Genomic DNA, 12,411 nt, shown 5'->3' with positions numbered 1-12,411 from the left:
GGTAAGGTTAGTCGAAACGGATTTTAGGCGATAAAGCTTAAGATTTTATTAACCTGAACAATTATTGCATGGGCAGATCCCAGGTTGGAATGGTACGGCCCTCTGCATCACAGAATTGAATGTAATCGCTGCGCATGGCCTGCAGGATATGCTGAAGCTTTAAAAACTGCAGACTGAGTTCCAGGTACAACTGCGCCAGTTGACGCCCCTGCAATTCGCTGATGGTCATGTAGGCCGCCTGCCCCATGTCGACAAAATAGTTGAGACTAACCTGCCTTTTTTTAGCGATACCGGGAAAAAGACCGCAAAACAGCAGGCTTTTATCGCCCACATCACGCAGCAATTCAACCTGGCGGCATTTGCCGTTTTGCATGGATTCCAGGAAATCGAGCGCAATGACTGATTCAATCAGTTTGGGGCCCTGGGTGTAGCGCATCAGCAGAAAAACCAGATAACTTTCCGTGCTTTCATTGAGTACAAGTTGAGTGGAAGCTTGCGCTTCATTGATTAAAGCATGCCATTGACTTATTTCGGTAGGATGTAAAATAAGTTGTTTCATGACTCTTCCCCTTTTCCTACGTCCTAGTTTAAGTTTAGCAAACGGCATACCAATTTCCTGAATTAGTCAACATTGAGTAATCAAACGGGTGCTTTTTCTGTCAATGGATTGCTATCGAGGCCAGCATTCACCGGCTTAAACTATTGAAGAACCAGCGTTTTTTACCTAGACTGAGAGCAATTTGGCACTTGCGAGTGACTCTCATGATTAAATTGAAGATCACGTTATTACTCCTGGGATGGGCCGCGTCAATCCACCCTGTTTTTTCCTTTAATGATCCCCTCACCTGCGAAGCGACGCGTGAGAAACCCTGCATCGTACAGGACACCGAAACCCCAACATCGCCTGTGGGCAGCCTGCGGGATACCTTGATGATTAGCGATTACTACCACGGCAATCTCGCCGGTGTTGAAAACCTGCGCATGTCATTAAGTGCTGAGCCAGGCAGCCAGGGATGGCAACAGGTGGCGGATTACATTCGCTCCCGGGCGGGCATTGAACCCCATCAGGTTCTGGTGCTTGATTTGCGTCAGGAAAACCATGGCTACCTGAATGGCAATGCCATCACCCTCTGTGATCTTCATAACTGGTTGAATCTCGGTAAAACCGCGGAAGAATCCATTGCAACGGAGACGCAATGGCTGGCACGCCTGTCGTCCTTAAAAAAAATAGACAACGTGCTGACCGTTCAGCAATTCGCCAAAAAAGATTACGGCACCGGCCATTCCATTGCTGTTGAAACCCTGCTCAGCGAAAAGGAGCAGGTCACTCAAACAGGCTTTGCCTATCGCCGTCTCCCGGTCACCGATCACCGCGCCCCCCTGGATAAAGAAGTTGATACCTTCGTTTCCCTGGTCAAGAAATTGCCGAAAGGCATGTGGCTTCATGTGCATTGCCGTGGCGGCAAGGGGCGCTCCACCACACTGCTCGCCATGTACGATATGTTAAACAACGCCGACAAGGCTTCATTCAATGACATCATTGAACGGCTGGCGGCCATCCCACCCTATTATGATTTAACCCAGATTGTGCGTACTGATCCCGACCTGACCCCCTACTATCAGGAGCGGCTTCAGTTTCTGCAACGTTTTTATGAGTATGCCGAGGCTCGTCTTAAGGGGTATTCAGGCCCCTGGTCACAATGGAAAGCGGAACATCAGTTAACCTGAACAAATCGTCAAAGGACTTTGTTAAAATGAGGGTAATCAATGCGGTTGACAGGGCGGTTGTCAGCAATGGGTTCAATAAAACTGTGAATCAGTCCTTGCCAAAACCCCTGATACAAAGGACCCTGAAGCGGATGGTGGTCATCGATTGGGAAACAGGGACCGTGATTGGCTTCCAGTAACCATAGCCGCTCATGATTGTCCACCATAAAATCAAAACCAAAAAGAGCAAGGGTTCGTTGCCTGCTGCAACGAAAAGCCTCAGGAAAATCAGAGTGCAATCCTCGCAATACTTGTTGCAGAATTGCGTCAATTTGCGGCAGATAGTGACTGAATTGCGCAAACCGACTGGCCGGAATCTGAATGACATTGACCTTAGGATCGAGCAAATGTTCATTGGTTAAGTGGGGCCTCAAATCAGAATAATCCTCCACATAAGGATGCAGAGCGACATTAAAGTAACCGTCTTTATAACAATAAGCGCCATCGTAGTTGGTCAGAATCCCAAACAAACGGATGCTGTATTTACGATCATCCCTTAATAAATGAGGGCATAAATAACGCTGTAGAACATGCATACCGCCCATGCGTTTCGACTGTACGTAATGTGCGGCTAATGCCTCTGGCGTGTTAAACACGTGTATGTGTTGTCCGTTGTTTAACAAGGCCGGTTTTAAGATCCAGGCTAATTTTTCCTGAGGTGGCAACTGGGCATGAATGCAGAGCAAACGATGCACTACCTCCTGCCAATTGCCATCATCAATGCAAAAGGTTTGGGGCGCGACGTGTGGACAATAGTTCGCGACAAGTTTTGCCAGCAAATGCTTGTATTCCAGTGTCTGCGCAGCCGCTTCGTTAAACAACAACACCTTGTCATTGATACTGGACAGGCTGTTAAAGCGCGTAGCCTTCCATCCCTGCTGCGACAACCAGCGGCTTAAATTGAAGTGGGTTGGAGACAGTGACGTATCCAGGTGATACCGCCTTCTGTTGAATGGCACGCTGCTTATTCTCCATGGGTTGTCATTGCACGAAGCGGCTTTTTCTGAAGCCCATTGGCAACGATGCCTGCCGCTAATCCCCAGAATGCCGCGCCCATTCCTAAAATAGTAATCCCGGAGGTGCTGATCATCAAGGTCAGCAACGCGGCTTCACGACGATGGGCGTCTGTAAACGCGGCTTGTAAATTACTGCTGATAGTAGCAAAGAGGGCCAAGCCCGCGATCGTTGTGATAAGAACCTTTGGAAAAGAGGCGAGGACATCCACCATCGCTGCTGCAAACAGGCCCATCAATAAATAAAAGACGCCGGCCCAGAGACTGGCGAGATACCGTAAATCAGGATCACGGCCAGCTTCTTTACCCGCACAAATCGCGGCGGTAATTGCTGCGAGGTTACAGGAAAAGCCGCCGAAAGGCGCGAATAACACATTCGTGAGCCCAGTCAAGCTAATTAAGGCGGAGACGGGCGGGCGGTAACCTTCCGCATGAAGAACGGCAATGCCTGGAATATTCTGCGAGGTCATGGTGACAATAAACAAAGGCAGGCTCACGCTGAATAAAAGCGGCCAGGACCATTCAGGTTCCACCCACACAGGACGGGTCAACCCATGCTGAATCAAAGTATGAGTAAATAAACCCTGACAGTAGGCAAACAGCAGACCGACGGCAAGCACCCCCACCATCACGTAGCGGGGGAAAAAACGTTTCCCCAATAAATAACTGGCCAGCAGAGCCGTAACCAAGCCGGGATCATCCTGCCAACTGGTAAACACATTCAGCCCAAAATGAAGCAGAACCCCGGCGAGCATGGCCGCCACCAGGTCACGCGGAATGTAATCCATTACTTTTTCAAAATAGCCACTTAAGCCGGCAATCAACGTCAGTAAGCCAGTTACCATAAAGGCAGCGACCGCCTGAGGCAGGGAAAGGCCAGCGAGACTGGTCATCAGCAAGACGGCACCGGGCGTGGACCAGGCGGTCAAGACCGGCATGCGGTAATAGAAGGACAATCCCATGGTGCTTAAGGATGTGCCAAGTCCCAAGGCTAAAAGCCATGAACTGATTTCCGCCTTGTCTGCGCCAGCGGCGGCGGCCGCCTGAAAAACAATGGCGGCTGAGCTGGTAAACCCCACCATCACCGCGATAAAGCCGGCTGCGGCATGACTTATGGAAAAATACTTCAACATCGCGCCACCTCATGATTAAATACAGAATACATTACTGTGCGTTATAGCGCACAACTGAAGAATAACATCGTGCGTTATAGCGCACAAGCGTTGAGAGGGAAAATTTTGGACATTTTTGCACAACACATCGCCAATCACTTAAAAACCCTTCGCCAACAGCGCGGCTGGAGTCTCGACAAGGCGGCTCAGGAAACTGGCGTCAGCAAGGCAATGCTTGGCCAAATCGAACGCCTGGAATCAAGCCCGACAGTGGCCACTTTATGGAAAATTGCCAGCGGCTTTCATGTGTCTTTCTCTTCGTTTCTTGAAGACAGCCCACGTGACGCCACCGCAACCCTTTACCGCCCCCAACCCCAGCAGGCATTGCAGCATGCGGATGAGCAACTCAAAATCACCTCCTTGTTCCCCTTTGATCCGGAACTGCGCTTTGAATGCTTTATGATTGAACTGTTACCGCACTGCGAGCAATTATCCACGCCGCATGAACCCGGGGTGATTGAACACATCATTGTAATTGAGGGAACCGTTGACATTCTGATTCATCAGGACTGGCATGTGCTTCACCCGGGCGATGGGCTTCGTTTTGATGCCAGCAAACCCCACGGCTACCGCAATACTCAGGATAAAAGCGCCTTTTTCCATGACATTATTCATTACCCTGCTCAATAAAATGCCCTGCGCTTAAGCGGCCTTGCCAAACCACGCCAATGTTTTTTGTAAACGGTGTGTTAAGAAAAACAAAACGGCATGATCTGAAAGAGGCATGTGCTATTATTTACATAAGTTGGTTTATACGAGATTCACATGTCCTCAACACCAGAAGATGCCGCCCCGAAAGCAGAAAATCCCACAGCTGAGCGCATCAAGACAGCCAAAAATTTTTACGAGGTACTGGGCGTGCCTCCGACCGCGAGCCTTGAGGACATCAAAAAAGCCTATAAAAAAGCGGCTTTGTTGGTTCATCCCGATAAATACCAGGAACCCGACGCCGAAGAGGTGTTTAAAAAACTGGGGGAAGCTTATTCGGTTTTAGTAGATGGGGAGAAACGCCGGCAATACGATCTTTCCTCTTCAGATCCTGCTCCTGGTAAGAAAGAGAATAGGACCGAGGACAAAGGCCAGGATAAGGATAAAGACAAAAAGGATGATCTCGGGAAAGACGCTCAACCGTCTACCACCCCGGACACCAAGAAAAAAGACGCCGACAATACCGCCGTTCCCCAACAACCCAAGGCTAAAGCTGAAGCGGAGGCAACACCGGCTAAAAAATCCACGGTTAAAGACAAAAATCGTGCCCAGGAATGGAATGATTCTCTTTACGATTTTATGACACCCGCGGCTAAAAAAGGCGAAGACAAGGATCCTAATCAGGAGTGGGTCGATCAGCTGCTGCGATGGGTATTGGAGTTTAACCATCAAATAACCAATAAAATATTGGGCTTATTCAGCCAAAACCCGGCTGATACCCAGACTCCAACTGTTCAACAGCCCACCGCACAAGATCAGCCGTCCCGGCAAGAGCAGGGCTTGCCTTTATTGGAAGCAATGTCCGATACCGACGTACTGACCATTACTGACGGTTCTGATTTGCACCTGGAGAATGGCAACGAGCCCGAAACGCCGCAGATCGAAAACAGCGAAACCGCCATCGTCCCGTTTAACCCCAATTAATCGGATTTCCTGCCTCAGGGAGAGGCAGGAATCGTGGTTGTACTCACGGCCTGCTGACAAATCCGGTTTAATCCCAGGCTCATTGGCTTTAATACCGGCAGTTGTTCGGGTGTGAGGTGGTATTGTGAGGCCAGTTTTACCGGATCGGTGAAGCTTAACCAGACCTGTTTTTTCTCATCCTCAGTCGCCATAATCCGTAACGGCAGATCCAGTGCAAAGGCCGCATTCGCCTGCATGAGGGCCGTGCCTTTCGCGGGATTACCAATAATCAGAACCTGCGTCTCTGGTAAGGATTGTCCGGCTTTTTCAGCTTCGCCGCTGTGATCAATGCGGGCAAATACCGTCCCGCCCTGTTTTTTGATGATGGCAGCCACCCGATTCATGGTTTCACTGACGGAATAAGGGCTTTGCAGGGTCTCGGACCAAACCGCTCCAACAGGCGCGGCCAGATTGTAATCGAAAGCACCGGCAATTTTTCGCCCGAGAATATCCAAATCAGCTAATCCGCCCTTATTCGCCAGCAGAGTTACACAAACCAATTCCGTGGGTGCTGTAAAACGGCTCAGGAACGACGAATAACCCGGCAAGTGACCCTTTATCTCCATAAACCCGGGATGACCGGGGAACAGCCATCCTGCATTGCCTGGTATGGTTTGACCATTCACAGTCACCGGATGATAGAGGAATTCTCTGTCGGCTGGATCCTGAACCAGGATGCCGCCAGCCAAACCAATATCCCACAAACTGATGTCTTCGGCCGAGGCGATAATGCCGCTGTCAGCAAAGGTGGCAGTCCAGCTTAATGGCTTGGACGGGGACAGTTTCTGCTCGGTTTGTTCATACCCGGTAACAGGCTCGATCGGGTTAATATACACCCGATTTTTAAGAAATTGCTGATGTTTAAAGCCTGCTTTGTCATCCTTGACTTCATTATCAATGGTTTTCTCGTCGCCGACAAAAAAGGTATGTTTAAGTGACATGCGTTCAATCTGATTCTTGCTGACAAACTCCTGATAAGTCATGCCGCTAGCTTTTTCGATGACAAGACCCAGCAGGTAATTATTCGTGGCGCTGGCTCGACTTTGGGTTCCTGGTTTGAACAGAATGGGGGTATTTTTAATCAGCTCCAGCCATTGTGACGGTGTATAGTCCTTGCTGTAATCAAAACCGGGGCTTTCGCGATAATCCGGTAAACCGGAAGAATGGGTAATGAGCTGTCGAAGTGTGATTCCCTGCCAGGAGGAGGGAATATCCTTTAAATGGTTGGAAAGCGCATCATCGAGCTGCAATTTGCCCATTTCTTTCAATTGCATAATCGCAACCGCCGTATAGGCATTGGTCATTTGGCCAATGGGGAAAACACTGTGCGTGGCTACCAGGCGTTTGCTGTCGGTGTTGGCTAAACCGTAACCAACCACACGGGTAATATAAGGCGCCTGCACAATCGCTAGGGACATCCCGGGAATATTGTGTTCTGCCATGTACTGAATAATCAAATCGTCAACGGACTGTCCCTGATACAGGACGTGAAAATCGCCGCGACCGCTGCCAGCAAGTGTACTTGTCATCATAACCATTCCTTGTATTAAACTCAGTAAGCGGAGCTTTTTTAAGCCACTGACTTTAAGCATATCAATTCCTTGTGAATTTGCATCAAAACGTAAAGACCAGACCCCGTATTGAACCTTAAAATCAATGAAACTGGCAAGCGAATTCAATTCGATGTTAATTGATTTCCATTATGGGCGGTTTGGCTTCTTCTACCTGGGGTTTCGGAATTCTATCCAGATTTTGCAGTTGAGTGGAGTGCATTTTTTCATTGAAGAACGCATTGCGTTGCGAACCCAAACGCTGAGCCAGCAGAATAAGCAAATAATGCGTCGCTTCATCGATGTATCGGCCAACATCCAGGGAAGTTCCCGCGCTCAATGCCTGCTCCAACTGATTGGTCACCCTGGCAACCAATTGCCTGAATCCATGATTGGATTTCTCCCGATTGATGTCAGCGCCTCGGGCATTACACTGGTCAAATAGGTGTTGCAGTTTAATCAAAGCCATTTGTGTCTTTGCACAGGTTTTTGCCTGTTGATTCAGTGCTTCCGGAGACAGTGACTTAAACAAACCGTCACTTTTATCCACCCACACGTTATACCATTCCACCAGATGGAATATAAACGAGTGTTCCCTGCCTGTCCTGAATTGCTCCAGGTTCATTAATTGGCGAGTGATTTGATAATGCTTAAAAAAAGTGAATTCCTTTTGCAGAGCTTCGGTTACCGATTTGACGTACATGGATTTTTCGATGAGCTCTTTTTCGTTCGACGTGCAAGAGACCATCGGCTGAAAGCTGCGGCACTGTTCAAGATGAGTCTGTAATGCTGTCGAGGTAAGAATTGCTGATGGTTACACTGTCCTAGGCATTTCCAGAACTGGGCTTCCGCCTGCAGGGCCTTATCAACGGTATTAAGATAATGAATGCGTTGTTGCATTTCACCCTCATTTTGCTGATGAACCGCCTCTTTAAATTCCTGCACGAACCGATTAAACAGGTGGTGATAGGACGGATGAAAGGGGAGCAATTGACCATGCAGACGTGTTATCACCCATTGCAGGGCATTGAGGTAATGGCGCGCGGAAGGCGTCCTGCTCATCATGTCATTCAGCCTGAGATGCACAGCCCATAGCTCGCGCGTAAAACGGGGTTCCTTTTCAGGATTTGGCTCTCGATACGCGTTACCCTCAAGCACCGCGTGCATAAAGCAAAGCAATTGTCGCTCCTCTCCCAGCGTTTTCCACCAGGTTTGCAATTGCTTTGCCTGGGTAGCGATTGCTTCCCGTTGGGCATAGCTTATGGAGCGATCGGGATTGAGCAGATACGGGAGGCTGCCGCTTCGTCTTAACAGCCGCTCGAGAGTCGCAATATCCTGAGGTTCGTGGCCGGCGATTTCTCTGGAGAGACTTTTGGGCAAGGTAAAGCAAACAGCATAATCCTTCCAATTCCCGCCAATTAATACTTCACAACTTGAACGAGAGTCTCCTTCTTTTAACGCAACTGACATGTTATCGGTATTAAAAATTTGCGGAATAACGGCATTACGAACCGGAATTTGCCAGGAAGAACCCTCTTCGCGTCGAGGATGAGTCGTTTTACCGTTTTTTTCAAACCCTCTTGTGCCGCCGGTTAGATGGATCGAATCACAGAGTGCTTCAGGAATAAAAATGAAATGGACGTTTTTATAGGCCAAATACGCATTGGCCGCCTTTAAAGCACTGTTATCGTGAAACTCAAAGGCACTGACATAACCCGAGTCGATGTAAGCCCGTTGAGGCAAGTCGGCCGTACCCAAATTCATATGCAGGGCAGGACAAACCCTGTATTCAGGCAGGGTATTCAATGATCGAACCGACTCAGCATCCAAATCATCCGCTCGGATAAACACTCGCCAGGTTCGAGGGGCAGTGGGATAAATCGGGTGACCTGAATATTCAAATTGAGAGCGCATGGGGAAATTATCTGACAGCAAAATGTCAAATATAGTACCATTTAGATCATTTTTAAGTCAACCTTGGCCGTGGCTATTCGCCTGAACCGTCACTGTCCTGGACATTGTCCAGGTTGGTGGGATCGCCGGGAATTTTTCGTGATTCACTGGCCCACTCCCCTAAATCAATTAATTTACAGCGGTAGGAACAAAAGGGCTTGTACGGATTATCCAAACGCCAGGTGTCTGATTTGCCACAAGTGGGGCATATAATTTTTGATTTATTAGTCTTCATGATTTATTACTTATCATTAGCATTCCTACTGCCCGGACATTGCACAATACAGCAGCAAACCCGAGACGAGCTCAATCTGGATTCACATACTACACAGTCCTGGCAAGTTTCCAATAGGATTTATGCCTCAACCCATGTATAATGGCGAATCCCTGAACACATGGCTTGCTTTTATAACGGATAAGCCGCAATACGCTAGAGTCTGCTTCACCGCAAAAGGTCTTATATGATTGAGAGAATTCGCAACATCGCCATCATTGCTCACGTTGATCATGGCAAAACAACCCTGGTTGATAAACTGTTACAGCAAACCGGTACTTTAAATGAGCGCGCCCCCAAAGTGGAACGCCTGATGGATTCCAACGCCCTGGAAAAAGAACGCGGCATCACCATTCTTGCCAAGAACACCTCCGTTCACTGGCGCGATCATCAGATTAATATTGTCGACACCCCCGGCCATGCTGATTTTGGCGGCGAGGTGGAGCGTATTCTCTCCATGGTCGACAGCGTGCTGCTGCTGGTTGATGCCGTGGATGGGCCCATGCCGCAAACGCGCTTTGTCACCCAGAAAGCCTTTGCCCGCGGCTTAAATCCGATTGTGGTAATTAACAAAATCGATCGACCCGGCGCCAGACCGCATTGGGTCATGGATCAGGTGTTCGATCTGTTTGACAATCTGGGTGCCAATGATACACAACTTGATTTCCCGGTGGTGTATGCTTCCGCTTTAAATGGCTACGCCAAGCTTGATTTGGATGATGAAGCCAGCGACATGGACGCGTTGCTGCAAACCATCATTGATCGCGTCTCGCCACCCGATGTGGATGAGAATGGTCCTTTTCAGATGCAGATCAGTTCACTGGACTATTCCTCTTACGTAGGCACCATTGGCATCGGCCGGATTACCCGTGGCAGGATCAAAAGCAAATCGCCGGTGAAGGTTATTGATAAAGATGGCAATATCCGCAGCGGCCGTATTTTGCAATTACTAGGCTTTAAAGGGCTTGATCGCGTCGAAGTGGAAGACGCCAGCGCCGGCGACATCGTCGCCATCACGGGAATTGAACAGCTTAACATTTCTGACACCCTCTGCGATCCCAACCAGGTTGAAGCCCTGCCGGCATTGACCGTGGATGAACCCACCATCAGCATGACGTTTCAGATTAACGACTCGCCTTTTGCCGGGCAGGAAGGCAAGTTCATCACCAGCCGCAAGGTACGCGAGCGTCTGCAAACCGAATTACTGCATAACGTGGCTTTACGGGTTGAAGACACTGAAGATCCGGACAAATTCCGCGTCTCCGGTCGCGGCGAACTGCATTTGTCCATTCTCATCGAAAACATGCGCCGCGAGGGGTATGAATTGGCCATTTCAAAGCCTGAAGTGATCATGCGCGAAGAAAATGGCGAGCAGCTGGAGCCTTACGAACGTTTAACCGTGGACGTGGAAGAAACCCATCAGGGTGCAATTATGGAAAAGCTCGGCGAGCGGCGCGGCGAAATGCAGAACATGATTCCTGACGGTAAAAGCCGTGTACGACTCGACTACATGATTCCTACCCGCGGCTTAATCGGCTTTCACACTGAATTTCTGTCCAGCACATCCGGCACAGGATTAATGTACCATGTGTATGACCATTACGGCCCTGCGCATCGCGGCCGCCTGGGTCAACGCGTGAATGGCGTATTGATTGCCAACTGCAACGGCGCCGCTCGTGCGTTTGCCCTGTTTAACCTGCAGGAGCGTGGCCGCTTGTTCATCGAACCGCAAACCATGTGCTATGAAGGCATGATCGTCGGCATTCACTCTCGAGATAATGACCTCGTAGTCAATGTCACCAAAGAAAAACAATTGACCAATATCCGAGCCGCAGGCAGCGATGAAAACATCATTCTGACGCCGCCTATCAAACTGTCACTGGAACAGGCTCTGGAATTCATTGACGATGACGAACTGGTGGAAGTCACCCCGCAATCCATCCGTCTGCGCAAAAAAGCGCTGAAGGAACACGAGCGTAAACGGGCTTCACGCGCCAGCGCTGAGGAGTAAAAAGGGAGTGGGCGGTGCGTTTCCTGCAGCGGCCACCCTGTTTATAGGTCAGGAATGTGCTAGGATCAAACACAGGGTCCCCGTTCCTGACAGGTAATAGTCTGGCCTGATATGAAACAAAAATTCCAACGCATTATCATTTACGCACGCCAACACCGTGCCAACCAGGGCGTCAATGAGAGCATTGAGCGCCTGGTTAACTTTTTACATCATCAGAAAATCGAGACCTATCAGGATACGGAGACTGCCTTACATTTTAAACTGAACCTCCCGGTCCTTGAACGCTCCTGCATGGGAAAAAAACAGGATTTAATTATTGTGGTCGGCGGCGATGGCAGCCTGTTATCGGCTGCGCGCATGGCCATTAAAGTCAATGTGCCGGTCATTGGCATCAACCGCGGCCGCCTGGGCTTCCTGACGGACATTAATCCGAAAGACATGGAAAAACAATTGGACACCGTGCTCGGAGGCCAATACAGGGAGGAGCACCGTTTTTTACTGCAAACCCGTATCCATGATGATGAAAACACCTACTTCCAGGGGGATGCCTTAAATGACGTTGTACTGGGTCGTGGCAGTGAAACCCACCTCATCGAATTCGACGTGTACATCAATCAACAGTACGTCTGTCATTACCGCTCGGATGGCTTGATTATTTCTACTCCTACGGGTTCCACTGCCTATGCCCTGTCGGCTGGCGGCCCGATCATGCATCCCCAGTTGAATGCCATGGTCCTGGTACCAATGTTTTCACACAGTTTAAGTTCAAGGCCTCTGGTTATCGATGGCCAGGCAAAGGTGGACTTAGTCATCAGTGAATTAAATGAAACGGATTTGCGCATCAGCTGCGACGGGCATGAATCACGGTTGGTTAAACCGGGACAACAGGTTTCTGTCGAAAAAAATGCGCAACAACTCCGCTTGTTACATCCCGCCGATTACCATTATTATGATACATTACGGATTAAACTCGGCTGGGAATCAAAACACCAGGGATAAA

12 protein-coding genes are annotated in these 12,411 nt (G+C 49.2%); 5 read left to right on the top strand and 7 right to left on the bottom strand.

The window, feature by feature from the left end; all coding sequences use genetic code 11:
• Window positions 1-61: 61 nt before the first annotated feature.
• The gene (locus GH742_RS01450; protein ID WP_203455841.1) at window positions 62-559 is read right to left on the bottom strand and encodes a hypothetical protein; all 498 of its coding nucleotides are present in this window, start codon (window positions 557-559) and stop codon (window positions 62-64) included.
• 203 nt (window positions 560-762) lie between these two features.
• Here GH742_RS01450 and GH742_RS01445 point away from each other — a divergent pair, with 203 nt between their 5' ends.
• The gene (locus GH742_RS01445) at window positions 763-1,728 is read left to right on the top strand and encodes a tyrosine protein phosphatase (protein WP_203455840.1); all 966 of its coding nucleotides are present in this window, start codon (window positions 763-765) and stop codon (window positions 1,726-1,728) included.
• A gap of 8 nt (window positions 1,729-1,736) precedes the next feature.
• Here the strand turns inward: GH742_RS01445 and GH742_RS01440 are convergent, their stop codons facing one another.
• Both GH742_RS01440 and GH742_RS01435 read right to left on the bottom strand, forming a co-directional pair.
• Window positions 1,737-2,726 carry a tubulin-tyrosine ligase gene (locus GH742_RS01440; protein ID WP_203455839.1) on the bottom strand — a complete coding sequence of 330 codons (990 nt, stop codon included), beginning with the start codon at window positions 2,724-2,726 and terminating at the stop codon, window positions 1,737-1,739.
• A gap of 5 nt (window positions 2,727-2,731) precedes the next feature.
• Window positions 2,732-3,913, bottom strand: a complete 1,182-nt coding sequence (locus GH742_RS01435; protein ID WP_203455838.1) for a benzoate/H(+) symporter BenE family transporter — start codon at window positions 3,911-3,913, stop codon at window positions 2,732-2,734.
• Between the two features lie 105 nt (window positions 3,914-4,018).
• Here GH742_RS01435 and GH742_RS01430 point away from each other — a divergent pair, with 105 nt between their 5' ends.
• Both GH742_RS01430 and GH742_RS01425 read left to right on the top strand, forming a co-directional pair.
• A complete protein-coding gene (locus tag GH742_RS01430) occupies window positions 4,019-4,582 on the top strand; it encodes a helix-turn-helix domain-containing protein (protein WP_203455837.1) in 564 nt (187 codons plus the stop codon).
• A gap of 135 nt (window positions 4,583-4,717) precedes the next feature.
• Window positions 4,718-5,584: a J domain-containing protein gene (locus GH742_RS01425; protein ID WP_203455836.1), complete on the top strand. Its 867-nt coding sequence runs from the start codon at window positions 4,718-4,720 to the stop codon at window positions 5,582-5,584.
• A 14-nt stretch (window positions 5,585-5,598) separates the two neighbouring features.
• On the opposite strand, the gene GH742_RS01420 is transcribed toward GH742_RS01425, so the two are convergent.
• From GH742_RS01420 to GH742_RS01405, 4 genes are all read right to left on the bottom strand, one after another.
• Window positions 5,599-7,155 carry a serine hydrolase gene (locus GH742_RS01420; protein ID WP_239005244.1) on the bottom strand — a complete coding sequence of 519 codons (1,557 nt, stop codon included), beginning with the start codon at window positions 7,153-7,155 and terminating at the stop codon, window positions 5,599-5,601.
• Between the two features lie 154 nt (window positions 7,156-7,309).
• Window positions 7,310-7,876 (bottom strand): hypothetical protein, encoded by a 567-nt coding sequence (locus GH742_RS01415; RefSeq protein ID WP_203455835.1) that lies wholly within the window; start codon window positions 7,874-7,876, stop codon window positions 7,310-7,312.
• Entirely contained in the window at window positions 7,858-9,087 is a 1,230-nt protein-coding gene (locus GH742_RS01410) for a hypothetical protein (RefSeq protein ID WP_203455834.1), read from the bottom strand. Before GH742_RS01410 ends, GH742_RS01415 begins: the two co-directional genes overlap by 19 nt.
• Before the next feature lie 73 nt (window positions 9,088-9,160).
• The gene (locus GH742_RS01405; protein ID WP_203455833.1) at window positions 9,161-9,361 is read right to left on the bottom strand and encodes a DNA gyrase inhibitor YacG; all 201 of its coding nucleotides are present in this window, start codon (window positions 9,359-9,361) and stop codon (window positions 9,161-9,163) included.
• Window positions 9,362-9,587: 226 nt separating this feature from the next.
• On the opposite strand from GH742_RS01405, the gene typA reads away from it, so the two are divergent.
• Both typA and GH742_RS01395 read left to right on the top strand, forming a co-directional pair.
• Window positions 9,588-11,411 carry a translational GTPase TypA gene (gene typA, locus GH742_RS01400; RefSeq protein ID WP_203455832.1) on the top strand — a complete coding sequence of 608 codons (1,824 nt, stop codon included), beginning with the start codon at window positions 9,588-9,590 and terminating at the stop codon, window positions 11,409-11,411.
• A gap of 111 nt (window positions 11,412-11,522) precedes the next feature.
• On the top strand, window positions 11,523-12,410 hold the full coding sequence (locus GH742_RS01395; RefSeq protein ID WP_203455831.1) for an NAD(+) kinase: 888 nt from the start codon (window positions 11,523-11,525) through the stop codon (window positions 12,408-12,410).
• Window position 12,411: the final 1 nt, after the last annotated feature.

The sequence above is a fragment of the Legionella sp. MW5194 genome, assembly GCF_016864235.1.
Lineage (GTDB): Bacteria > Pseudomonadota > Gammaproteobacteria > Legionellales > Legionellaceae > Legionella_C.
The sequence above is the reverse complement of the archived record's forward strand: the minus strand, read 5'-3'. Positions and strand labels throughout refer to the sequence as shown.

What these genes read in the sequence shown, in the direction of transcription:
- GH742_RS01395 (WP_203455831.1), top strand. Translation starts at nt 11,523, where the DNA reads ATGAAACAAAAATTCCAACGCATTATCATTTACGCACGCCAACACCGT.
- typA (WP_203455832.1), top strand. Translation starts at nt 9,588, where the DNA reads ATGATTGAGAGAATTCGCAACATCGCCATCATTGCTCACGTTGATCAT.
- GH742_RS01415 (WP_203455835.1), bottom strand. Translation starts at nt 7,876, where the DNA reads ATGTACGTCAAATCGGTAACCGAAGCTCTGCAAAAGGAATTCACTTTT.
- GH742_RS01435 (WP_203455838.1), bottom strand. Translation starts at nt 3,913, where the DNA reads ATGTTGAAGTATTTTTCCATAAGTCATGCCGCAGCCGGCTTTATCGCG.
- GH742_RS01450 (WP_203455841.1), bottom strand. Translation starts at nt 559, where the DNA reads ATGAAACAACTTATTTTACATCCTACCGAAATAAGTCAATGGCATGCT.
- GH742_RS01405 (WP_203455833.1), bottom strand. Translation starts at nt 9,361, where the DNA reads ATGAAGACTAATAAATCAAAAATTATATGCCCCACTTGTGGCAAATCA.
- GH742_RS01425 (WP_203455836.1), top strand. Translation starts at nt 4,718, where the DNA reads ATGTCCTCAACACCAGAAGATGCCGCCCCGAAAGCAGAAAATCCCACA.
- GH742_RS01445 (WP_203455840.1), top strand. Translation starts at nt 763, where the DNA reads ATGATTAAATTGAAGATCACGTTATTACTCCTGGGATGGGCCGCGTCA.
- GH742_RS01420 (WP_239005244.1), bottom strand. Translation starts at nt 7,155, where the DNA reads ATGATGACAAGTACACTTGCTGGCAGCGGTCGCGGCGATTTTCACGTC.
- GH742_RS01410 (WP_203455834.1), bottom strand. Translation starts at nt 9,087, where the DNA reads ATGCGCTCTCAATTTGAATATTCAGGTCACCCGATTTATCCCACTGCC.